At 71.6% G+C, this 22,872-nt stretch carries 20 protein-coding genes; 12 read left to right on the forward strand and 8 right to left on the reverse strand.

The features are described 5' to 3' along the window. Positions 1-10: 10 nt before the first annotated feature. Complete coding sequence (gene tkt / locus V1457_RS17565) at positions 11-2,110, reverse strand: transketolase (protein ID WP_338595634.1); 2,100 nt, start codon at positions 2,108-2,110, stop codon at positions 11-13. 793 nt (positions 2,111-2,903) lie between these two features. Here tkt and V1457_RS17570 point away from each other — a divergent pair. After that, positions 2,904-3,836 carry a heme o synthase gene (locus tag V1457_RS17570; protein WP_200069751.1) on the forward strand — a complete coding sequence of 311 codons (933 nt, stop codon included), beginning with the start codon at positions 2,904-2,906 and terminating at the stop codon, positions 3,834-3,836. 74 nt (positions 3,837-3,910) lie between these two features. Beyond that, positions 3,911-4,912: a DUF2157 domain-containing protein gene (locus V1457_RS17575; RefSeq protein WP_338595635.1), complete on the forward strand. Its 1,002-nt coding sequence runs from the start codon at positions 3,911-3,913 to the stop codon at positions 4,910-4,912. Between the two features lie 22 nt (positions 4,913-4,934). Here V1457_RS17575 and V1457_RS17580 read toward each other — a convergent pair whose 3' ends face one another. After that, positions 4,935-5,903 (reverse strand): quinone oxidoreductase, encoded by a 969-nt coding sequence (locus V1457_RS17580; protein WP_338595636.1) that lies wholly within the window; start codon positions 5,901-5,903, stop codon positions 4,935-4,937. Between the two features lie 142 nt (positions 5,904-6,045). Between V1457_RS17580 and V1457_RS17585 the strand changes: the two genes are divergently transcribed. The 3 genes from V1457_RS17585 (at position 6,046) to V1457_RS17595 (ending at position 7,850) form a co-directional block, all read left to right on the forward strand. Further along, entirely contained in the window at positions 6,046-6,360 is a 315-nt protein-coding gene (locus V1457_RS17585; RefSeq protein WP_200069749.1) for a hypothetical protein, read from the forward strand. Next, complete coding sequence (locus V1457_RS17590) at positions 6,360-7,241, forward strand: hypothetical protein (RefSeq protein ID WP_338595637.1); 882 nt, start codon at positions 6,360-6,362, stop codon at positions 7,239-7,241. Before V1457_RS17585 ends, V1457_RS17590 begins: the two co-directional genes overlap by 1 nt. 114 nt (positions 7,242-7,355) lie before the next feature. Further along, entirely contained in the window at positions 7,356-7,850 is a 495-nt protein-coding gene (locus tag V1457_RS17595) for a GbsR/MarR family transcriptional regulator (protein WP_200069748.1), read from the forward strand. Between the two features lie 77 nt (positions 7,851-7,927). On the opposite strand, the gene V1457_RS17600 is transcribed toward V1457_RS17595, so the two are convergent. The 5 genes from V1457_RS17600 to mptB form a co-directional block, all read right to left on the reverse strand. Further along, positions 7,928-8,881, reverse strand: a complete 954-nt coding sequence (locus V1457_RS17600) for a heme A synthase (RefSeq protein WP_200069917.1) — start codon at positions 8,879-8,881, stop codon at positions 7,928-7,930. A 134-nt stretch (positions 8,882-9,015) separates the two neighbouring features. After that, positions 9,016-9,903 (reverse strand): SCO6745 family protein, encoded by an 888-nt coding sequence (locus V1457_RS17605; RefSeq protein WP_200069747.1) that lies wholly within the window; start codon positions 9,901-9,903, stop codon positions 9,016-9,018. 35 nt (positions 9,904-9,938) lie between these two features. Next, a complete protein-coding gene (locus V1457_RS17610; RefSeq protein ID WP_295148840.1) occupies positions 9,939-10,775 on the reverse strand; it encodes an ABC transporter permease in 837 nt (278 codons plus the stop codon). After that, entirely contained in the window at positions 10,772-11,683 is a 912-nt protein-coding gene (locus V1457_RS17615) for an ABC transporter ATP-binding protein (RefSeq protein ID WP_200069915.1), read from the reverse strand. The genes V1457_RS17610 and V1457_RS17615 overlap by 4 nt, the downstream gene beginning before the upstream one ends. A 167-nt stretch (positions 11,684-11,850) precedes the next feature. Then, positions 11,851-13,704, reverse strand: a complete 1,854-nt coding sequence (gene mptB / locus V1457_RS17620) for a polyprenol phosphomannose-dependent alpha 1,6 mannosyltransferase MptB (RefSeq protein ID WP_338595638.1) — start codon at positions 13,702-13,704, stop codon at positions 11,851-11,853. Positions 13,705-13,965: 261 nt separating this feature from the next. On the opposite strand from mptB, the gene V1457_RS17625 reads away from it, so the two are divergent. From V1457_RS17625 to V1457_RS17655, 7 genes are read left to right on the forward strand one after another with little or no spacing between them, the layout of a single operon-like run. Beyond that, entirely contained in the window at positions 13,966-14,829 is an 864-nt protein-coding gene (locus V1457_RS17625) for a metalloregulator ArsR/SmtB family transcription factor (RefSeq protein WP_338595639.1), read from the forward strand. Beyond that, positions 14,826-16,286 (forward strand): Fe-S cluster assembly protein SufB, encoded by a 1,461-nt coding sequence (gene sufB / locus V1457_RS17630; protein ID WP_200069745.1) that lies wholly within the window; start codon positions 14,826-14,828, stop codon positions 16,284-16,286. Before V1457_RS17625 ends, sufB begins: the two co-directional genes overlap by 4 nt. Beyond that, positions 16,286-17,476 (forward strand): Fe-S cluster assembly protein SufD, encoded by a 1,191-nt coding sequence (gene sufD / locus V1457_RS17635; protein WP_338595641.1) that lies wholly within the window; start codon positions 16,286-16,288, stop codon positions 17,474-17,476. The genes sufB and sufD overlap by 1 nt, the downstream gene beginning before the upstream one ends. Positions 17,477-17,524: 48 nt before the next feature. Next, a complete protein-coding gene (sufC, locus tag V1457_RS17640) occupies positions 17,525-18,292 on the forward strand; it encodes a Fe-S cluster assembly ATPase SufC (protein WP_200069743.1) in 768 nt (255 codons plus the stop codon). Beyond that, a complete protein-coding gene (locus V1457_RS17645) occupies positions 18,289-19,584 on the forward strand; it encodes a cysteine desulfurase (protein ID WP_338595642.1) in 1,296 nt (431 codons plus the stop codon). Before sufC ends, V1457_RS17645 begins: the two co-directional genes overlap by 4 nt. 15 nt (positions 19,585-19,599) lie before the next feature. Next, positions 19,600-20,061 carry a Fe-S cluster assembly sulfur transfer protein SufU gene (gene sufU / locus V1457_RS17650; RefSeq protein WP_200069741.1) on the forward strand — a complete coding sequence of 154 codons (462 nt, stop codon included), beginning with the start codon at positions 19,600-19,602 and terminating at the stop codon, positions 20,059-20,061. Beyond that, positions 20,058-20,513: a metal-sulfur cluster assembly factor gene (locus tag V1457_RS17655; protein WP_407074697.1), complete on the forward strand. Its 456-nt coding sequence runs from the start codon at positions 20,058-20,060 to the stop codon at positions 20,511-20,513. Before sufU ends, V1457_RS17655 begins: the two co-directional genes overlap by 4 nt. Before the next feature lie 79 nt (positions 20,514-20,592). On the opposite strand, the gene V1457_RS17660 is transcribed toward V1457_RS17655, so the two are convergent. Then, positions 20,593-22,785 (reverse strand): EAL domain-containing protein, encoded by a 2,193-nt coding sequence (locus tag V1457_RS17660; protein ID WP_338595643.1) that lies wholly within the window; start codon positions 22,783-22,785, stop codon positions 20,593-20,595. Between the last annotated feature and the right edge of the window lie 87 nt (positions 22,786-22,872).

Here is a 22,872-nt window from a genome sequence, read left to right on the forward strand (position 1 = left end):
CTACCTCCACTCACGCTTGGGAGCGCGCGTTGTCCAGGCTCCGCCGGGCGGCGTCGGTGACCGCGCCGGTGGTGAACCCGAACTTCTCGAACAGGGTCTTGTAGTCCGCCGAAGCGCCGAAGTGCTCGATCGAGACGATCTCACCCGCGTCCTTGACGAACCGGTACCAGGACTGGGCGATGCCCGCCTCGACCGCGACCCGGGCGCGCACCGACGGCGGCAGCACCTGCTCGCGGTAGGACCGGTCCTGCCGGTCGAACCACTCCACGCACGGCATGGACACCACACGAGTGGCAACGCCCTCGTCCTCGAGGATCTTCCTGGCCTCGACCGCGAGCTGCACCTCCGAACCGGTGGCGATGAGCACCAGCTCCGGCGCGCCGTTGGCCGCCTCGGCCAGCACGTATCCGCCCTTGGCCACGCCATCGGCGTCGGTGCCCTCCAGGGTCGGCACGCCCTGCCGGGTCAGCGCCAGCCCGGCCGGGCCGCTGGTGTCCTCCAGCACGGCCTTCCAGGCGTGCGCGGTCTCGTTCGCGTCCGCCGGGCGGACCACCGACAGGCCGGGGATCGCGCGCAGCGCGGAGAGCTGCTCGATCGGCTGGTGCGTCGGGCCGTCCTCGCCGAGGCCGATCGAGTCGTGCGTCCACACGTAGACGACCGGGGCGCGCATCAGCGCCGCCAGCCGCACGGCCGGGCGCATGTAGTCGCTGAAGATCAGGAACGTGCCGCCGTAGGGGCGGGTGCCGCCGTGCAGCGCGATGCCGTTGAGGATCGAGCCCATCGCGTGCTCGCGGACGCCGAAGTGCAGCGTGCGGCCGTAGGGCTGGGCCGGCCACATCTCGGTGGAGATGTGCGCGGGGCCGAACGAGTCGACGCCCTTCATCGTGGTGTTGTTGCTCTCGGCGAGGTCCGCCGAGCCGCCCCACAGCTCCGGCAGCACGTCGGCCAGCGCGCCGAGGATCTCGCCGGATGCCTTGCGGGTGGCGATGCCCTTGCCGTCGGCCTCCCAGCTGGGCAGCTTCTCCTGCCAGCCCGCGGGCAGCTCGCGGGTGCGCATGCGGTTGAGCAGCGCCTCCCGGTCCGGGTTCGCCGCGGCCCAGTTGTCGTAGCTCTTCTGCCACTCGGCGTGGGAGGTCTTGGCGCGGTCGACGACCTGGCGGGCGTGCGAGAGCACCTCGTCGGAGATCTCGAAGGACTTCTCCGGGTCGAAGCCCAGCTCCTTCTTGATCCCGGCGACCTCGTCGTCGCCCAGCGCGGCGCCGTGCGCCTTGCCGGAGTTCATCTTGTTCGGGGCGGGGTAGCCGATGACGGTGCGCAGCACGATCAGCGTCGGCTGGTCCGGTTTGCCCTTCGCGGCGTCGAGCGCGTCGAGGATGCTGGAGACGTCTTCGCCGCCGTCGACGGTGATCACGTGCCAGCCGTAGGCTTCGTAGCGCTTGGCGGTGTCCTCGGACAGGGCGATCTTGGTGTCGTCCTCGATGGAGATCTCGTTGGCGTCGTAGATCACCGTGAGGTTGCCGAGTTGCTGGGTGCCGGCGAGCGAGGAGGCTTCGGAGGTCACGCCTTCCTCGATGTCGCCGTCGGAGGCGATCACGTAGATCTGGTGGTCGAACGGGCTTTCGCCGGGGGCGGCCTCGGGGTCCAGCAGGCCCCGCTCGCGGCGGGCCGCGATCGCCATGCCCACCCCGTTGGCCAGGCCCTGGCCCAGCGGGCCGGTCGTGGTCTCGACGCCGGGGGTGTGCCAGTACTCCGGGTGGCCGGGAGTCTTGGAATCCCACGTGCGCAGCGACTTGATGTCGTCCAGCTCCAGGCCGTAGCCGGACAGGAACAACTGCAAGTACAGCGTGAGGCTCGAATGCCCGGCCGAGAGCACGAACCGGTCGCGGCCGACCCAGTCGGGGTCGGCGGGGTCGTGCCGCATTACCCGCTGGAACAGCGCGTACGCGGTGGGGGCCAGGCTCATTGCGGTACCCGGGTGCCCACTGCCGCATTTCTCGACCGCATCGGCGGCCAGCACCCGGATCGTGTCCACGGCGCGCTGGTCCAGCTCGGTCCAGTCTGCGGGCAGTCGCTTGGTGGTCAAGCGGGCAAGATCGTCGGTGACGGACACGGACGCAGCTCCAGTTTCCCTCGAAGCGGTCCGTGCACGGATCCGGCGCGTCGCTTCCGGACCCGTTCGGACCGCAGTTATCCCTTGTCCAGCGGGCAGCCTAGTCGTGCCCCGGTGGGCACCCGGCGGCCCGTCTGAATTGATGCGGCCCCCTCACTCGGGTGAGAGGATCACCGGTTCGGCCCGCGGACGGGCAAGCCCCGACCGAGCCGGTCCCGACCGCCCGCCGCCGACCGGTTCCCGCACGTCAGAGCCTCGCGGCGGTGCGGTGATCACGCCCGGTGATCTCGCCGTTACCGGCCCTGTCGCAGGCGGCGCACTGCGGATCCCAACGGAATTCCCGGGTGCGGCGCGCGGCATGTCTTGTTTCGGTCGGTGCTCCGGCGGACCCGTCGCGTGCAACGGCGCGCGCCGGGTGCGGCATTCCGAGGCCCGGTCGTTCCGGACACCGGGTGCCGCAGCAGCCGGGCGTCCCGGTGCACCGCCTCGGCCGAAGACCCAACGCCACGATACCGGCACTCCGGGTCGTCGAGTCGGCGAGTGCGGTGGGCCAGGGACCCTGCGGCGGCGGTGGGGTGTAGCGCGCCTACTATTCAGCCGGTCGGCCGCCGTCGTTCCCGCGGCCACCCCGACTGACTAGGAGCCCCATGCCTTCGGTGCGTCCCGCCTCGGGCAGTCCCTCCGCGCGCGGTCGCGCCGCAGGCCCGGCCGGTCGCTTCCGGAGATCCGGTGCGGGACCGCCGGGGACGCTGTTGGGAGGCAGCGCGGCGCTGCCGCGAGGTGGTGCTGCCTCGTGACCACCACCGCCGCGCCGAACCGGCACGCCAGGCACCCGGGGGAGTTGCTTCGGGCCTACCTCGGCCTGCTCAAACCGCGAGTGATCGAGCTGCTGCTGGTCACCACCATCCCGGCGATGCTGCTTGCGCAGCGCGGCATCCCGTCGCCGTGGCTGGTGCTGTGCACGCTCGTCGGCGGGACGCTGGCCGCGGGCAGCGCCAACGCGCTCAACTGCGTCGCCGACGCGGACATCGACCAGGTCATGCAGCGCACCCGGGCGCGCCCGCTGGTGCGGCACACCGTGTCGAACCGGCACGCGCTGGTGTTCGGCGTCGCGCTCGGGCTCGGATCGTTCGGCTTCCTGTGGGCCACCGCGAACCTGCTGGCCGCGGTGCTGGCGGTGGCCACCATCCTGTTCTACGTCCTGATCTACACGCTGGTGCTCAAACGCCGCACGGCGCAGAACATCGTCTGGGGCGGCGCCGCGGGCTGCATGCCGGTGGTGATCGGCTGGGCCGGTGTGACCGGGCGGGTGGACTGGCCTGCGCTGGTGATGTTCGGGATCGTCTTCTTCTGGACGCCGCCGCACACCTGGGCGCTGGCGATGAAGTACAAGGCCGACTACGAGCGCGCCGGAATCCCGATGCTGCCGGTGGTCGCCGAGCCGACCTACGTGTCGCGGCAGATCCTGGCCTACAGCTGGTTGATGGTGCTCTGGACGCTGCTGCTGGCTCCGGCGGCGGGGTGGCTCTACGCCGCGTTCGCGGTGCTGTCCGGGGCCTGGTTCCTGTGGCTGGCGCACCGGCTGCACACCGCGACCAAGCGGGGTGAGCGAACCAAGCCGATGCGGCTGTTCCACATGTCCAACACGTACCTGATGATCGTCTGCGTGGCGTTGGCGGTGGATTCCGCGCTCGGGCTGCCCGTGCTCGGGTGGCCTTCGATCTGATCCGCGCGAGTGCGGCCGCGCGAGCGCCGCGCATGAGACGGTATCGCCGGATCTCGATCTGCGGAGGAATGGCGATGACCGGCGAACTGCCCGCGCAGCAGCGGCGGGCACTGGAACGTCTCGTGGAGCGCGGCACGCTCACCGCGCAGCAGTCCGAGGCGGTGCAGGCCGAACTGGCCGCCGAAACCGGTCCGCAGCGGGCCGGCGGCCTTTGGGAAGTGCTCGGCTACGCGGGCGGGGCGTTGGTGCTCGGTGGTGCCGGGCTGCTGCTGGGCATGTCGTGGGAGGAACTCTCCCGCGCCGTGCGGGCGGGACTGCTCGCCGCGGCCACGATCTTGCTGGTGGCCGTCGGGCTGTTCATCGCGAACGGGCCGCGCGGTGTGCACGAACTCGCGGTGGAAGCGCCGTCGCGGCGCAGCCGCATCGTGTCGGTGTTGTTCGCGCTGGCCTCCGGGACCGCGGCGATGACCGTGGGCAGCGGCATCGAGGACGCGGCGGGGGTGGACGTCTCGCTGGTGGCGACGCTGGCCGGTACGGCGGTGGCCGCGTCGGCCACCGCCGCGCTGCCGTCGTTGCCGCTGCTGCTGGCCACCGGGGCGTTCGCGTACGGCCTCGCGCTGTCGATCACCGACGGCTGGACCGGCGGCCAGCTGCCCCAGATGGTGCTGCTCATCCTGCTCGGCCTGGTGTGGGCCGCGTTGAGCGTCGGCGGAGTGCTCGACCTGCCGTCCCGCGACCGGGCCGGGCGGATCCGGCGGGAAACCGGGCTCGGCATCGCCGCGGCCATCGCGCTGTCCGGAGCGCAGTGGACGATCGGCGACGACCAGGCGATCAGCTACGGCACCACGTTCGTGCTGGCGGTGGCGTGCTTCGCCGCGTACCTGCGGCTGCGTTCGGCGGTGCTGCTGGTGTTCGGCGTCGTGGGCATGACCCTGGCCGTGCCGGAGGCGGTCTACCACTGGACCGACGGCGCGCTCGGCGGGCCGCTGATCGTGCTGCTGGTGGGCGCGGTGCTGCTCGCCGTCGGCGGCTTCGGGCTGCGGTTGCGCAACCGGGTCGGCTCCGGCCCGGACTGAGCCCGGGCCGGAGCCGCATCGATCAGGGCAGCAGCAGGAGCTTGCCGGTGGTGCGGCGGCCTTCGAGGTCTTCGTGCGCCTTGCGGGCATCCGCGAGCGGGTAGCTGCCGCCGATCCGGATGTCCAGCCGCCCGTCGGCGATCGCGCCGAACACCTCGCCGGCCCGCCAGTCCAGCTCGTCGCGGTCCAGCAGGTAGCTCGCCAGCGACGGCCTGGTCAGGAACACCGAGCCCGCGCTGTTGAGCCGCTGCGGGTCCACCGGCGGAACCGGGCCGCTGGCGGCGCCGAACAGCGCCAGCGTGCCGCGCGGGCGCAGGCTCGCCAGGCTCGCGTCGAAGGTGTCCTTGCCGACGCCGTCGTAGACCACGTCCACGCCCCGGCCGCCGGTCAGTTCCCGCACCCCTTCGGCGACGTCGGCCTCGGTGTAGCGGATGATCTCGTCCGCGCCCGCGCCCCGGGCCAGCCGTTCCTTCTCGTCGGTGGAGACCGTGCCGATCACCCGGCCGCCGCGGGCCTTGATCAGCTGCGTGAGCAGCAGGCCCATGCCGCCCGCCGCGGCGTGCACCAGCGCGGTTTCGCCTTCCCGCACCGGATGCGTGGAAGCGATCAGGTAGTGCGCGGTCATGCCTTGCAGCGCGGCCGCAGCGGCCGTGCGGTCTTCCAGCCCCTCCGGGATCCGCACCGCCTTGGCCGCGGGCACCACCGCGTACTCGGCGTAGCTGCCCGGAGTCATCGCCCAGGCGACCCGGTCCCCGGCGGTGAACCCGGCGACATCCGGCCCGGCTTCGGCGACCGTGCCCGCGCCCTCGGAGCCCGGCGTGAACGGCAGCGGCATCGAGTAGACCCCGCTGCGCTGGTAGGTGTCGATGAAGTTGACGCCGGAGGCGGCGACCTCGACCAGCAGCTCACCCGGGCCGGGAGCCGGCCGGTCGGCTTCCGCGAGTTCCAGCACCTCGGGTCCGCCGGTGGCCTGTACCCGGATCGCGCGCATGTGTGCCTCCTTCTGTGACGGTGTTCCGCAGCCGATCATGCCCGCCGTACGGCGCGCGGGCCCGCTCCGCCCGCCGTCCGAGGATCGTGGTGTGCGTAACGGTGCGCCCTCCGCGGCGGCGGCGTTGTCTAGGATCTCCGGCATGGCAGCCGACAACGACGCCGAGCAGATCACCGCGCCGCCGAAGGCCGTCGCCGCGGCGAAGGACTTCGCCGGGAAGCACGGCGGTTCCGCCCGGGCCGTGGTGGAGCACCTCGGCAACGCGGGCGCTCGCCTGGTCCTCGTCGGCGAGGACGGCGCGCTCGGGGACGTGCTGGTCGCCGACGTCGCGACCGGTGAAGCCGTCGTGGCCGCGGTCGACGAGCTGACCGGCAGCGACTGGGACGGCGAGACCACCGCCGCGCTGCAGATCGGCCCGGCGCACCGCCGCAAGATGGCCGGCCCGCGCGCCCGCTGATGCCGTTCGTACTGCTGGCGACCTGCGCGGACCCGCCCGCTTCGGCCGCCGACGACGCCCCGTTGACCGCAGCGCTGGACGAGTTGGGCGTGCGCGCGGAATGGGCCGCGTGGGACGACCCGGCGGCCGGGTTCTCCCGCGCCGACCTCGTGGTGCTGCGCAGCCCGTGGGACTACACGCAGCGCCGCGAAGAGTTCCTGAGCTGGTGCGATTCGCTGCCGGCGGTGGCGAACCCGGCCCGGGTGGCGCGCTGGAACACCGACAAGAGCTACCTCGCCGATCTCACCGAGCGCGGGCTGCCGGTGGTGCCGACCCGGCTGCTCAAACCGGGGGAGCGGATCACCGCCGCGGACCTGGCGGATTGGCCGGACGCCGAGTTCGTGCTCAAGCCCTCGGTCGGTGCCGGTTCCCGCGGGGCCGCCCGCTTCGCGCCGGGTGATCTGGCTTCGGCCGCCGAGCACCTGGAGTCGCTGCACGGTGACGGCGGGCTCGTGCTGGTGCAGCCGTACCAGCGCGTCGTCGATCGCGAAGGCGAGACCGCGCTGGTGTTCTTCGGCGGCCTGTTCTCGCACGCCTTCGTCAAGGGGCCGATGCTGCGCGAGTCCTCGGACGGCGAGCTCTCCGCCGGTGAACGGATGCGGGTCGAGCCGGACCCCGCGCTGCGGCGCGTGGCCGAGGACGTGATGGACGCGGCGGCCGAGCTGCTCGGCCTGCGGCGCTGCGACCTGCTGTACGCGCGGGTCGATCTGGTGCGGCGCGACGACGGGGCACCGCTGGTGCTGGAGCTGGAGGTCACCGAGCCGTCGCTGGGCTTCGGCCACGCCGATCCGGGCGCGCCGCTCCGCTTCGCTTCCGCGGTGCGCGCCGCCCTTAACGGCTGAGCGACCGCGGCGAACAGGTCATTTCCGCATGATCGAGGCGTGTCGGGATGACATCGCGGTTCGCGGAGTCTATGTTTTCAGCGGCGCTTGAAGTTGATCTGCCGGAGGGCTGAAGTGACCGAGTACGCGCAGCGCACCGAACGCCCCGCGATGTCCGAGTGGATCGAGCAGATGGCCGCGCACTTCGAGGCCACCGAGGGGATGCCGCTGATCGCCGGGCGGATCCTGGCGTTCCTGCTGATCTGCGACCCACCGGAGCGCACGGCCGCGGAGCTCTCGCACGGGCTCAACGCCAGCACCGGCTCGGTCAGCACCAACGTGCGGCTGCTGCTGCGGCTCGGCGTGATCTCCAAGACGACCAGGCAGGGCCGCGAGGCGGCGCTCTACCGCGTGGAGGAGGACCGCTGGCCGGAGCTGGTGCGCCACCGGATGCAGCGGGTCACCGGGCTGGAGGAGCTCACCGCCGCCGGGCTGCGGATGTTCAGCGGGCAGGGCGAGCGGGCGCGGCGGCTGCGCACCGTGCACGAGTTCTACCAGTGGCTCGCCGGGGAAATGCCGCAGCTGTGGCAGCGCTGGGAACGCGAACAGCCCCGCAAACTGCGCTACTGACCGCCGATCGAATCGATGCTCCTGCGTCGCGCAAATCCATTCGGAGCAACGGTCGTTCACCGACGCGCGGAGCGGGCTCAGGCCGGGACGGGCTCGGCCTCGGGCGCCGGAGCCTCGGGGACCCGCCCGCGGTACCGCGATTCGCTCCACAGCAGCGCCGTGATCGCGATGACCAGCGTCGCGCCGAGGACGTGCAGCACGACCATCGCCTCCGGCACGCCCAAGTAGTACTGCGCCGAACCAACCGCGCCCTGCGCCAGCACCAGCACGCAGGCCGCGATGTAGCAGCGCAGCACGCCCTTGGTGGGCCGCGCGCTGCGCAGCCAAACGCCGAACACGGCCAGCACGCACACGTACGCCATCACCAGCAGCCCGTGCACCTGCACCAACGTCACCACCGGCAGCACCAACCGCGGAGTCTCGGCGTCCCCGGCGTGCGGGCCCGCGGCGGTCACCATCGTTCCGGCGAACAGCATCGCGGCCGTGATCACGGTCAGCGCCACCAGCAGGCCGCGCATCCGGCCGGGTAGCACCGGAGTCGCGGGCTCGTCGCCCTCACCGGCGGCCTTGAACAGGTACGCGGCCAGCCAGATCAGCACCGCCGAGGCCATGAAGTGGATCGACACGCTCCACCAGCTCAGGTCCACCAGCACCGTGATGCCGCCGATCACCGCCTGCGCGACCACGCCCACCGGCATGATCAGCGCGAGCTTGATCAGCCGCGGGCGGCGCGGCCGCACCCGCCAGGCGGCCAGCAGGCAGGCCAGCGCCACGAACCCGACCAAGCCGGTCAGCGTGCGGTTGCCGAACTCGATCACCTGGTGCAGCGCGGCGACCTCCGGGTGCTCGATCGGCACCATGCTGCCGGGGAAGCACTGCGGCCACGTGGGGCAGCCGAGGCCGGAGCCGGTCACCCGCACCACCGACCCGGTCACCGAGATCAACGCCTGGGTGACGAGCACGGCCAGCGCCAGTGCGCGCACCACGCGGTGACTTGGATTCAGGACCCTGGCCAGTTTCGACGTCGGCACGGCCCGATCGTAGGCGCTGCCCTGGAACGCACCGCCGAGAGGTACCCGGCCGCGGGCGGCCGTCGTCTTGAGAACGGCGGAGCCGATCGCAGCGTCCAGCGGAGCGACCGGCACCCGCCGCGAACCTTCCGCAGTCAGTCGCGGTGGCCTGCCGCGAAGGCGTGTCCGGGGAAGGCGCCCGCTCGTGCGACCTGCTTGCTCAACGACTTGCCGAGCGCGACGAGCCGTTCGGTGCCCTCGGCGCCCAGGTGCGCCCACGGCGCCGCCGCCAGCTCGTCGGTGTGCTGCTCGACCTTCTCCCGCAGCTGCTTGCCCGCGTCGGTGAGCTCGTTGCCCGCGTCGAGCAGCCCCTGCGCGCGCAGCACGTCCTGCGCGTCGCCCCACTGCGCGTCCGACCAGCCGCGGCTGGCCTTGGCGAACTGCTCGGAAAGCCCTTCGCCGCTGGTGATCTGCAGGATCAGCGCGTGCAGCCCGGACAGCCCTGCCGACTGCAGCGCGATCAGGTGCCCGTCGCCGCGGTACTCGCGCAGCAGGCTGACCGCGTGCCAGAGCGCGACGTGCGGCTGCTCCGGCCAGTCCAGGTCGGCGTGCGCGGCGTAGAGCGGGCGGGCTTCCGGCTTGCACGCCTCGGTGGCGCGGCGGGCGAGTTCGGCGGCCTCGGCGACTTCTTCCGAGCGGATCTGGTCTTCGCCCAGCAGTCGCCGCAGCGTGCTGTCCGCGGCGCCGAAGCGGGCGGCGACCACGTCCGAGGGCTGCACGACCGACCACGCCTGCGGGATCGACTCGGCGACCAGCTCGGGGTTGAAGTTGTAGAACGTCGCGGCGACCACGCCTGCGCCGACCGCGCCCATCGGGGCCGCGCGGCCCGCGAAGTAGCGCGCCGTGCGGGATTGCAGGCCCAGCTCGGTGAACGCCGCGTCGGCGTCGGGGGAGAAGTAGATGTTGGCGTGCAGCGGCTCCAGTGCGCGGTGGCACCGCCGGGCCGACTCGGCGTTCGCGGAGGCGTTTCGCGGCTCAGTCATGCCGCCACCCTACTTCGCGGTAACAGAGCGGCGGATCAGGTCAGACGCGTCGTGCGGACCGCCAGCGCCCCGGCGGCCGCGCCCCAAAGCAGCAACACCACAACCGGCTGCCAACCCGGCAGCGCGGCGTGCTCGACGGTCCGTTCCAGTGCCGCGGCCAGCGCGCCGGACGGCAGCAGACCCGCGATCGCCCCGACCGGCCCCGGCAGGTCGCCCGCAGGCAGCGCCAGCCCGCCCGCCAGCAGCAGCACGAACCAGATCGCGTTGGCCAGCGCCAGCACGATCTCGGCCCGGAACGCGCCACCGACCAGCACGCCCGCGGCGCCGAACGCGATCGTGCCCAGCACCAGCAGCGGAATCCCGCCGATCAGGCCCAGCAGGTGCGGCGTCCAGCCGAGGCACACCGCCGTGATCCCGAGCAGCACCGCCTGCAACGCCACCACCAGCAGCGTCGCCAGCACCCGGCCGGAGATCAGCGTCCAGCGCGGCAACGCGGTCGCCGAAAGCCGCTTGAGCACCCCGTAGCGGCGGTCGAAGCCCAGCGCGATCGCCTGCCCGGTGAACGCGGTCGACATCACCGCCAGCGCCAGCACCCGCGGTGCGACGGAGTCCACCCGCGGTTCCGGCACGGTGCCGATGTGCAGCGTGCTCAGTCCGATCAGCAGCGCCATCGGGATGATCAGGGTCAGCAGCGCCTGCTCGCCGTGGCGCACGATCAGCAGCGCCTCGACGCGGGTGTGCGCGGCCAGCATCCGCAGCGCCCGGCCCCTGCCCGGCGCCGGGGTGAAGGTGCCCGCCGGGAAGCGCTCACCGGGCCGCGGCGCGTCCGCGGCTGTGTTCGACGCCGTCTCCGCAGGCGCGTTTCGGCTCACGAGCGCAACTCCCGTCCGGTCAGGTCGAGGAACACGTCCTCCAGGCTCCGCTTGCTGACCCGCAGCTCGTTGGCCAGCACCCCGTGCCGGGCGCACCAGGACGTCACGGTGGAGACCACCTGCGGGTCGATGCAGCCGCGCACCACGTACTGCCCGGAGCGGACCTCGGTGGCCTCGTAGTCCTCCGGCAGCGCCGCCAGCAGCAGGTCCAGGTCCAGCGCCGTTTCGGAGCGGAACCACAGCTCCTGCCTGCCCTGCGGATCGGCGGTCAGCTCCGCCGCGGTGCCGTCGGCGACGGCGCGGCCGTGATCGACGATCACGACGCGGTCGGCCAGCGCTTCGGCCTCGTCCATCAGGTGCGTGGTCAGCAGCACCCCCACGCCGTCGCGGCGCAACGCCGCCACCAGGTCCCACACGAGCCTGCGGGCCTGCGGGTCCAGCCCGGCGGTCGGTTCGTCCAGGAACACCAGCTCCGGGCGCCCGACCAGGGCGCAGGCCAGCGACAACCGCTGCTGCTGACCGCCGGAGAGCCGCTTGTACGGGGTTCGCCCCGCCGCGGCGAGCCCGAGCGTGTCCAGCAACCAGTCCGGATCGATCGGGTCGGCGGCGCAGGAGGCGATCAGCCGGAGCATCTCCGCGGCGCGCACGCCCGGGTAGGCGCCGCCGCCCTGCGGCATCACGCCGATCCGCGGCCGCAACCGCTCGCCCTGGGCGGCGGGGTCCATGCCCAGCACGCGCACGGTCCCGCCGTCCGGGCGCTGGAAGCCTTCGCAGATCTCGACCGTGGTGGTCTTGCCCGCACCGTTCGGGCCGAGCAGTGCGAGCACGCTGCCGCGCGCCATGCACAGGTCCAGCCCGGCCACGGCCACGGTGTCGCCGAAGCTCTTGGTCAGCCCCCGCACCTCCAGCGCCGGGGAGTGCTGCGGCGCGCCCTCGGACGCCTCCTGATCCCCCGGGCCGTCCTGGGCCGCCCCGTCTCGGACCGCCCCGTCTCGGACCGCGTCGTCCTGGACCGCGCCGTTCGGCACTGGGCGGCCGGTTGGGGTGCTCGCGGCTTCGTTCACGACCTCCAAGCCTATGACGTGACCGGGCGCGCACCCCTCCGGGTCGGTAGCAGCCGCGGCACCTTCCCGCGCATGAACCACAGCAGCACGGCGAACGCGATCAACGAGGCGATCACGGCGAGCGGGATCTGGTACGCACGCAGCACATAAGCCGTACCGGTCGGCGCCACCAGCAGCGCCACCACCGCGCAGATCGCCGCCGCGGTGATCCGGAACCGGGTGTTGTTCGTGGACAACGCCAGCGGGATCACCATCCACAGCAGGTACCAGGGGTGCAGCACCGGCCCGAACACCGCCAGCGTGCCCAGCGTGATGCCCAGCGCGGTCAGCGGCTCGACGCGGCCCTTGAACGACAGCCACAGCAGCCGCAGGCACACGACCCCGGTCACCGCGTAGCCGATCAGCTTCGTGATGACCAGCATCGAGTCGGTGTGGTTGCCCAGCCCCAGCAGCATCCCGAGGCCACCGCCGGTCATGCCGAACGCGGTCATCGGTGCCAGCCACGTCTTGATCCGGTTCGGCACGTCGAAGGTGTCGATCCAGCCCAGGCCCCAGCCGCTGGCGACCGTGATCACCGCCATGGTGGCCAGGAACACCGCCAGCAGGCCGGCGGCGACGATCACCAGGTCGCGGAACCGCCCGCCGCGCCTGCGGGCGACGTAGACGCCGAAGAACCCGAGCGCGATGAATCCGGGCGGTTTGATCGCGCCGCCGATGGTCAGCAGCACCGCGGTCGCGGCCACGCCCAGCGGGCGGCGCCAGCGCAGCCCCAGTTCGATCGCGGCGAACATGATCCCGACCAGCAGCGCCTCGTTGTGCGCACCGCTGATCACGTGGAACAGCGTGATCGGGTTGGCCGCCGAGAGCCACAGCGCGGCCACCGGATGCACCCCGCAGCGCACCGCCAGCCGCGGGATCGCCCAGATCGCCAGCATCAGCCCGGCGATCATGACCGCGCGCCACAGCAGCACGCCGAACACCACGTCGGTCCCGATCACCCGGGCGAGGTGCTGGCCGACCATGAGGAACAGCGGGCCGTACGGCGAAGGCGTGTCGCGCCAGATGTTCGGCACGTTGGCGACCAGCGGGTGCTCCACGCCCAGCGCCGCGGAAGGCCCGAGCGTGTAAGGGTTCACGCCGCTGGCGGCCACCGCGTTCTGCCCGAGGTAGGTGTACATGTCGGTGCTGAACAGCGGCGGCGCGATCGCCAGCGGCAGGCCCCACATCACGACCGTGCGGTCCAGCTGGGTGCGGGTGATCATGCGCGCCCGGCCGGGCCAGGACAGCTTGCCCAGCCACAGCCACGCGGTGACGATCATGAGCATCCCGAGCCACGCGCAGGCCATCGCCACCGTCGGGATCCGAGCGGGCAGGCCGAGCAGGCGCACTCCGATGAGCGGGTTGTTCACCGGCGCGGCGCCCGCCCCGACGGCGCCGAAGGCGAGCACCAGCGAGCCTGCGGTGCCGAAGCGGCGCACCAGGTCGAGCTGCCTGCGTTCCGGCGCGGCCAGCGGCTCCGGATCGCCGTCGCTGCCTTCGGTGCCGTCGTGCCCGGTGCCCGCTCGCTGGTCGCGGCCAGGATCTTCCTCGCGGCCGGAGTCCTTCTCGGAGCCGGCGTCTTCCCCGCGGCCGGAGCCCTGCTGTCGCCGCGAGGCTTCGGTGGCGCCGTGCCGTTCCGGGTCGCCGAACTGCTCGTCCACCGACTCACCCTGCGCCGAGCCGTCGCCGTGCGCCTCCGCCCGCCGGTCGGCCCGCGGGTTCTCCGGGTCGCCGGTGCGCGCGCCTTCCGGGCGCCGGGCCGTCTGCTGGTCGGTGCCGGTGGCCGGGTCCGCGGCCCCGGCACCGTTGGTATCGCCTGCCGCCACGACGCCTGAGCTTAGAGGTTGCGCTGGTCGCGGCTGTCGAGGCTCGGTTTTCACCGGGCCGTGCGCCCCGCGGCGTCGTGCGTGCGGCTCAACCGATTCCGCCGGGTGCCGGACCGGTGCCGAAGCGCAACGGCTGGGAAGCCGAACGCGGGATGCTCGCTGCGGTGGCGACCACGCAGCGCAGCCGCGGGCAGGAGTGAGCCGAATCACCTGCCGGGGCTGGCTCTGGCGTGGCTGGACGAAATAGGTAACATCAGTGTTGTGAAAAACGCCGGAACGCCTTCCCAGGCTGTGGCGCCGAACTCCGGGCAGTCCGCTCAGGGCGCCACCGCCCCGGGTGCGGCCGCGCAGTCCGGAGACGGCGGCACCCGGCACTCGGTCGCCCGCCTCCTGCTGGAGCGGGGGCCGATCACCGCGGCTGCGGTGGCCGAAGCGCTCGGGATCAGCGCCGTCGCGGTGCGCAGGCACCTCGACGCACTGGTCGCCGAGGGCGAGGCTTACACCAGGGAGTCCTCGGCACGGCAACGCCGCGGCCGGGGCAGGCCCGCCAAGCTGTACCTGCTGACCGAGGTCGGCAGGGCCAGGTTCGGGCACGCCTACGACGACCTGGCCGTGGCGGCGTTGCGGTTCATCGCCGAATCGGACGGTGAGCAGGCGGTGCGGTCGTTCGCCGAACAGCGGATCGCCGCACTCGTCGAACACCACCGGGAGGCGCTGGCCGCCGCCCGGACTCCGGCCGAGCGGGCCGAGGTCCTTGCCGGTGCACTGACTCGCGAGGGCTACGCTGCCTCGACGCGCAGCGTCGCCTCCGGTGAGCAGCTCTGCCAGCACCACTGCCCGGTGGCGCACGTCGCTGCGGACTTCCCGCAGTTGTGCGAGGCCGAGACGGCGGCGTTCGCCGAAGTCCTCGGCACCCACGTGCAGCGGTTGGCCACCATCGCCAACGGCGATGCGGCATGCACGACGCACGTACCGCTCACGCGGAACGCGCGAACGACCGGGACCGGTGCGGAGACCGACGAGGTCGCCCCCGGACCGGCCACAACCGACCAAGCACCCACGGCCGGTCGGCGACCGGCGGGGGAGCAGACCGCCCCGATTCCTGACGGAGGGGAGTCCGTATGACTGCCGCTGCCGAGCAGCGCACACCCACCACGGTGTCGAACACTGGCCAGCTCAGCCAAGAAGAGACCCTCGCCACCCTGGGCAACTACGAATACGGCTGGGCCGACTCCGACGCCGCCGGTGAGTCCGCCCGCCGCGGGCTCAACGAGGACGTCGTCCGGGAGATCTCGGCCAAGAAGGACGAGCCCGAGTGGATGCTCGAAGCGCGGCTCAAGGCGCTGCGGCTGTTCGAGCGCAAGCCGATGCCGAACTGGGGCGCCGATCTGTCCGGCATCGACTTCGAGCAGATCAAGTACTTCGTGCGTTCCACCGAGGAGCAGGCCCAGACCTGGGAGGACCTGCCCGAGGACATCAAGAACACCTACGACAAGCTGGGCATCCCGGAAGCGGAGAAGCAGCGGCTGGTCGCCGGTGTCGCCGCGCAGTACGAGTCCGAGGTGGTCTACCACAAGATCCGCGAGGACCTGGAGGAGAAGGGCGTCCAGTTCCTGGACACCGACACCGCCCTGCGCGAGCACCCGGAGATCTTCAAGGAGTACTTCGGCTCGGTCATCCCGGCCGGGGACAACAAGTTCTCCGCGCTGAACACCGCGGTGTGGTCCGGCGGCTCGTTCATCTACGTGCCGAAGGGCGTGCACGTGGACATCCCGCTGCAGGCCTACTTCCGGATCAACACCGAGAACATGGGCCAGTTCGAGCGGACGCTGATCGTGGTCGACGAGGGTGCCTACGTGCACTACGTCGAGGGCTGCACCGCGCCGATCTACTCCAGCGACTCGCTGCACTCGGCGGTCGTGGAGATCGTGGTCAAGAAGAACGCGCGCTGCCGCTACACCACGATCCAGAACTGGTCGAACAACGTCTACAACCTGGTCACCAAGCGGGCCAAGGCCGAAGAGGGCGCGACCATGGAGTGGGTCGACGGCAACCTCGGCTCCAAGGTGACCATGAAGTACCCGTCGGTGTTCCTGATGGGCGAGCACGCCAAGGGCGAGGTGCTCTCGGTGGCCTTCGCCGGTGAGAGCCAGCACCAGGACGCGGGCGCGAAGATGGAGCACATGGCTCCGCACACGTCCTCGTCGATCGTGTCCAAGTCGATCGCCAGGGGCGGCGGCCGCACTTCCTACCGGGGTCTGGTGAAGGTCGCCAAGCGCGCCAACCACTCCTCGTCCAACGTCAAGTGCGACGCGTTGCTGGTGGACACCATCAGCCGCTCCGACACGTACCCCTACGTCGACGTGCGCGTCGACGACGTGTCCATGGGCCACGAGGCCACCGTCTCCAAGGTCAGCGACGACCAGCTGTTCTACCTGATGCAGCGCGGGCTGACCGAGGACGAGGCGATGGCGATGATCGTGCGCGGCTTCGTCGAGCCGATCGCGCGCGAGCTGCCGATGGAATACGCGCTGGAACTGAACCGCCTGATCGAGCTGCAGATGGAAGGGGCCGTCGGCTGATGACGAGCACCACCAGTACCGACGACGCCCAGCACGGCCTGAGCGAGCACTCCCACGGGGGGACTGTGATCCCGCAGTCCTCCCGCGGGCAGCGGTTCACCTCCTACGACGTCGATGCCTTCGAGGTTCCCGGCGGCCGCGAGGAGGACTGGCGGTTCACGCCGGTCAAGCGGCTCAAGGGGCTGCACGACGGCACCGCCGAGGCCACCGGCGAGATCGGTGTCGAGGTCGAGGCCGGCTCCGAGGTCACCGTGGAGACCGTTGGCCGCGACGACGAGCGCATCGGCAAGGGCGGCGTGCCCGCCGACCGGATCGCCGCGCAGGCGTGGAGCTCGTTCGAGCAGGCCACGGTCGTCACCGTGCCCAAGGAGGTGCGCCCGGAAGGCCCGGTCAGCATCGTCGTGCACGGCCCCGGCGTCGGGCGGACGGCCTACGGGCACATCCAGATCCGCGCCGAGCGGTTCGCCGACGCCGTCGTGGTGGTCGACTACCGCGGCTCCGGTGTGCTGGGCGAGAACATCGAGTTCGTCGTGGACGACTCCGCGCGGCTGTCGATCGTGTCCGTGCACGACTGGGCCGACGACGCCACCCAGGTCAGCTCCGAGCACGCCTACCTGGGCCGGGACGCGGTGTTCCGGCACCTGGCGGTGACCCTCGGCGGCGACCTGGTGCGGGTGAACACCACCGTGACCTACGGCGACAAGGGCGGCGACGCCGAGCTGCTGGGGCTGTACTTCGCCGACGAGGGCCAGCACCTGGAGCACCGGATGCTGGTCGACCACGCCGAGGCGAACTGCCGCAGCAACGTGCTCTACAAGGGCGCGCTGCAGGGCGATTCCGCGCACACGGTGTGGATCGGTGACGTGCTGATCCGCGCGGCGGCCGAAGCCACCGAGACCTTCGAGCTGAACCGGAACCTGGTGCTGACCGAGGGCGCCCGCGCCGACTCGGTGCCGAACCTGGAGATCGAGACCGGGGAGATCGAAGGCGCCGGGCACGCCAGCGCCATCGGCCGGTTCGACGACGAGCAGCTGTTCTACCTGCAGTCCCGCGGCATCCCGGAGGACCAGGCCCGCAGGCTCGTGGTGCGCGGCTTCTTCGGCGAGATCCTGCAGAAGATCACCGTGCCGGAGGTCCGCGAGCGGCTGGAGGCCGCGATCGAGGCCGAGCTGGCCGTCGTCGGCGCCTGAGCGCCACCCCTACTCGACTTTCCTCACACACCAGGAGAACAACGCACAATGGCCACCCTGGAGATCAAGGACCTGCACGGCTCCGTCGTCACCGACGAGGGCGCCAAGCCGATCCTCAACGGCGTGAACCTCACGGTCCGCTCCGGCGAGATCCACGCCATCATGGGCCCGAACGGCTCCGGCAAGTCGACGCTGGCCTACGCCATCGCCGGGCACCCCAAGTACCGGATCGACTCCGGTCAGGTGCTGCTCGACGGCGAGGACGTGCTGGAGATGAGCGTGGACGAGCGCGCCCGCGCGGGCCTGTTCCTCGCCATGCAGTACCCGGTCGAGGTGCCGGGCGTTTCGATGTCGAACTTCCTGCGCAGCGCGGCCGGTTCGGTCCGCGGTGAGGCCCCGCAGATCCGGCACTGGGTCAAAGAGGTCAAGCAGGCGATGAGCAGCCTGGACATCGACCCGTCGTTCGCCGAGCGCAGCGTCAACGAGGGCTTCTCCGGCGGCGAGAAGAAGCGGCACGAGATCCTGCAGCTGGACCTGCTGGACCCGAAGTTCGCGATCCTCGACGAGACCGACTCCGGCCTGGACGTCGACGCGCTGCGCGTGGTGTCCGAGGGCGTCAACAGCTACGTCGAGAAGGGTGACAAGGGAGTGCTGCTGATCACGCACTACTCCCGCATCCTCAACCACGTCCAGCCGCACTACGTGCACGTGTTCGCGGGCGGCAAGGTCGTCGAGTCCGGCGGCCCGGAGCTGGCCGAGGAACTGGAGCGCAACGGCTACGTGCGGTTCACGAAGGAGGCGGCTTCGCAGTCATGACCGCTCAGCCTCTCACCCACGCCGGTGCGGCCCCGCTGGACGTCGCGGCGATCCGGTCGGACTTCCCGATCCTGGGTCGCACCATCCGCGACGACCGCAGCCTGGTCTACCTGGATTCGGGTGCGACCTCGCAGCGTCCGCGCCAGGTGCTGGACGCGGAGCGGTCCTTCCTGGAGACCTCCAACGCGGCCGTGCACCGCGGTGCGCACCAGCTCGCTGAGGAGGCCACGGACGCCTACGAGGAGGCCCGCGCCAAGATCGCGCGGCTGGTCGGCGCCGGGATCGACGAGGTGGTGTTCACCAAGAACGCCACCGAGGGGATCAACCTGGTCGCCTACGCGATGAGCAACGCGGGCACCTCGGGGCCCGAGGCGGAGCGGTTCCGCATCGGCCCCGGCGACGAGGTCGTGGTGACCGAGATGGAGCACCACGCCAACCTGGTGCCGTGGCAGCAGCTGTGCCAGCGCACCGGGGCGACGTTGCGCTGGTTCGGCGTCACCGCGGACGGCAGGCTGGATCTGTCCGATGTGGACGATGTGATCACCGAGCGGGCCAAGGTCGTCGCGGTCTCGCACCAGTCCAACGTGCTCGGCACGGTGAACCCGTTGGAGCGGATCGTCGCGCGGGCGCACCAGGTGGACGCACTGGTGGTGCTGGACGCCTGCCAGTCGGTGCCGCACTCGCCGGTGGACTTCGCCGCGCTGGACGTGGACTTCGCGGTCTTCTCCGGGCACAAGATGCTCGGCCCGTCCGGCATCGGGGTGCTCTACGGCCGCAACGAGCTGCTGCGCTCGATGCCGCCTTTCCTCACCGGCGGGTCGATGATCGAGATGGTCTACATCGACCACTCCACGTTCTCCGAGCCGCCGCAGCGGTTCGAGGCGGGCGTGCCGATGACCTCGCAGGCCATCGGGCTCGGCGCGGCCGTGGACTACCTGTCGGTGGTGGGCATGGAGCGCATCGCCGCGCACGAGAAGAAGCTCGCCGCGGCGGCGCTGGAGGAACTGTCCGGGATCGACGGGGTGCGCATCATCGGCCCCAACAGCACCGAGGACCGCGGCGCCACGGTGTCGTTCGTGCTCGACGGGGTGCACCCGCACGACGCGGGCCAGGTGATGGACGGCCAGGGCGTCGAGGTTCGCGTCGGCCACCACTGCGCGTGGCCGCTGCACCGGTCGTTCCGGGTTCCGGCCACGGTGCGGGCGAGCTTCTACCTGTACAACGATCTGGACGAGGTCGCCGCGCTCGGGGAAGCTGTGCGGGAGGCTCAGCGTTTCTTCGGTGTCGCGTGAACTGAAGGACGTGTGATGCAGCTCGAGCAGATGTACCAGGAGATCATCCTGGACCACTACCGCAACCCGCACCGCACTGGCCTGCGAGACCCGTTCGACGCGGAGTCCTTCCAGGTCAACCCGGTCTGCGGGGACGAGGTGACGCTGCGGGTGCGGTTGACCGGCAGCGGCCCCGACGCGATCATCGAGGACGTCTCCTATGACGGGCAGGGCTGTTCGATCAGCCAGGCTTCCACGTCGGTGCTCACCGACCTGGTGGTCGGCAAGCCGGTCAAGGAGGCGATGGGCAAGGAGACCGCGTTCAGCGAGCTCATGCAGGGCCGCGGGCAGGTCGAGCCCGACGAGGACGTCCTGGAGGACGGCATCGCGTTCGCCGGGGTGGCCAAGTACCCGGCGCGCGTGAAGTGCGCGTTGCTCGGGTGGATGGCTTTCAAGGACGCCGTGTCGCGCGTCGTCGACGAGGTGGGAGCGTCATGACCGACCAAACCCAGGTGCAGGACAAGGAAACGGCTGAAGCCGACGTGCAGCGCGGCGCTGCCTCCGATGGCGCCGACGTGCAGCGCGGCGCGGAAGGCATGCCGGAGACCCCGGCGCCTGCCGCGGAACTCGCCGCGGTGGAAGACGTCGAAGAGGCGCTGCGCGATGTGGTGGACCCCGAGCTGGGCATCAACATCGTCGACCTCGGCCTGCTCTACGGCGTGACCGTCGAGCAGGACAACAGCGCCACGCTGGACATGACCCTGACTTCCGCGGCCTGCCCGCTGACCGACGTGATCGAGGAGCAGGCCCGTTCCGCGCTCACCGGCGGCCCCGGTGGCGGTGTGGTCAACGACTTCCGCATCAACTGGGTGTGGATGCCGCCGTGGGGACCGGAAAAGATCACCGAAGAGGGGCGCGAGCAGCTCCGCGCCCTCGGCTTCACGGTCTGAGCGGCCGATACTCCGTGCGCGACGGCCCCGGCAGCACCTCGCTGCCGGGGCCGTTCGTCGTGTGCGGGCGGTGCCTCATTCAGGGGCCCTGCACGCGAGGTGAGTCGGTCGGCTGCGGTGGCATCGCCTCCGGATCCTGCGTCGGAAAGCCCGGCGGTGCGGAGTGCGGTCCGGCGCTGTCGGCCGGTGGCTGCGGCGCTGGGCGCACGTTCGGCGGCTGAGCAGCGGGCACGGCGTTCGACGGCACGTGCTGCGGCGCCCGCGGATTCCCGCCCGGTTGCGGCTGCGGTACGTGCGGATTCCCGCCCGGCGCGGACGGTGGACGAGCGGGCCCGTCCGGCATGGAGGACTGCGGCCCCGGCTTCGCGGCGGGCGGTGCGCTGGACGGCTGCGGACGATCCGCGTGGTTCGCAGCGCCGGGAGCACCGCGCGTGCCGTCCGGCGCAGCGGCTCGACCCGCATCGTTCCCGGCCGCGTTCGCAACGGCGTCCTGCGCGTTGCGGGCGGTTTGCTGGACGGCTTCGCGCTCGGCGTCCGGGCGCTGCGCCGGGCTTCGCCCGCCCGGGCCCTGCGCAGCGCCCTTGCCGCGCAGCACGTCCACGTGCTGCGACCCGGGCCGGGACATCACCCAGCTCGAGCCGCTCAGCGCCTTGGCCTCCCGCTTGAGCGGGGCCAGCAGCCGGGACACCTCGTCGTAGCTGGTCACCGTGCTCTGCGTGCACACCAGCGTGGCCAGCGAGAGGCTCACCGGCACGCCACCGGCGTCCCGCTCGGGATCCAGCAGCAGCTCGGCGAGCGGCACGAGGTCGTCGAGATCGGCGACCAGCAGGAAGTCGTCGCCACCGACGTGACCCACCCGAACCGAAGGCATCGAGGTGGACGCGTCGGTGAGCCCGCGCCCGATCGCGCGGATCAGGTCATCGCCCGCGGAGAACCCGACGGTGTCGTTGACCGTCTTGAACCCGTCGATGTCCAGCCAGCTCACCCCGAACACCTCACCGGCGGCGATCCGCCGGGTCACGTCGCGGGCGATGGCGTCGCTGCCGGGCAGCCGGGTCAGCGGGTTGAGCGCGGCGGCCTCCTCCACCTTCAGGTCCGCCATACCGCGGATGAGGTGCCCGGCGCGCACCGCGCCGAGGCAGCGCCCCGACTCGTCGACGACGATCGCGTCGTCGTACATGCGGTACTGATCGGAGCGGGTGACCAGGCTCAACGCTTCCATCGCGGTGGTCGCGGTGGTGACCACGCGGGGTTCGTCGGCCAGCCGGGACGCGGGCCGCTTGGCGTGCAGCGCGTGCCCGTAAGGGCCGGTGACCGCGAGCAGGAAGCGGTTGCGGTCGATGGTGAACTGCGGCCGGTTGTGCTCGTCGACCAGCACCACGCCGCTGATCTCCGAGTGGTCGGCCAGCACCCCGCGGACCGTGTCGGCGGTGGCGTCCACCGAAAGCAGCGTGGCAGGCGACAGGAACTCGGTGACTCGCGGGCCGGCGGCCAGGGTGTTGCGCGGCTGCCCGGTCGGGTCGGTGACCTCGGCGGCCACCCCGGGCACCGTGATCGTCGTCGGGGGCCGCCGTGCGGGCGGGGCGAGCAGGTTGCCCTGCACCAGCCGCACTCCGTTGCGCCGCAGCACGCTGAGCTGCCGGTCGTTCTCGACGCCTTCGGCGATCAGGTCGGAACCGGTCGCCTCGCACAGGTGCCGAACCGACTCCAGCACCGCCTGCCGCGGCTGCGAGTCCGGCAGGTCGTCGAGCACGCCCCGGTCCAGCTTCACCGTGCCCGGGTCCATGTCGGCGATCAGGGTCAGCGGGACGTCGCCCTGGCCGACCCCGTCCATCGCGATCTGGAAGCCTTCCGCGCGCAGCGACCGCACCCCGTGCAGCAGCTGTTCGGGGTCGAGCCGGGCGAACGGCGGGCCGATCTCCAAGGTGATCTCGTGTTCCCGGCGGCCCACTTCCCGCAGCCGTTCGCGGAGCTCGTCCAGCCGGGACAGGTCGTGCGTGACCGTGCCGCCGAACAGGTTCAGGTGCAGCGGCAGCAGCGTCTCGTGCTCGGCCGCCGCGCCCAGCGCCGAGCAGGCCAGCGCCACGTCCAGCTCGGTGAGCTTGCGCTCGCGCGCGGCCTCCCGGAACAGATCATGCACGTTTCCGGCGGTGGGCCGGGCGAGCGCTTCCACCGCCACGATCCCACCGGTCTTGACGTTGATCATGGGCTGGAACGCGAAGCGCACTCCGTTCGCCAGCGCGAGCACGCCGTCGATGTTGCCTGCACTCATGGTGCTCCATCGAGCGGATTCACGACCTGTTCACCGACATCTCAGCTGCTCCTCGTCCGAGGGCGACAGGGTTGCCGCAGCACAACC

The sequence above is a fragment of the Saccharopolyspora sp. SCSIO 74807 genome, from assembly GCF_037023755.1.
GTDB lineage: Bacteria > Actinomycetota > Actinomycetes > Mycobacteriales > Pseudonocardiaceae > Saccharopolyspora_C > Saccharopolyspora_C galaxeae.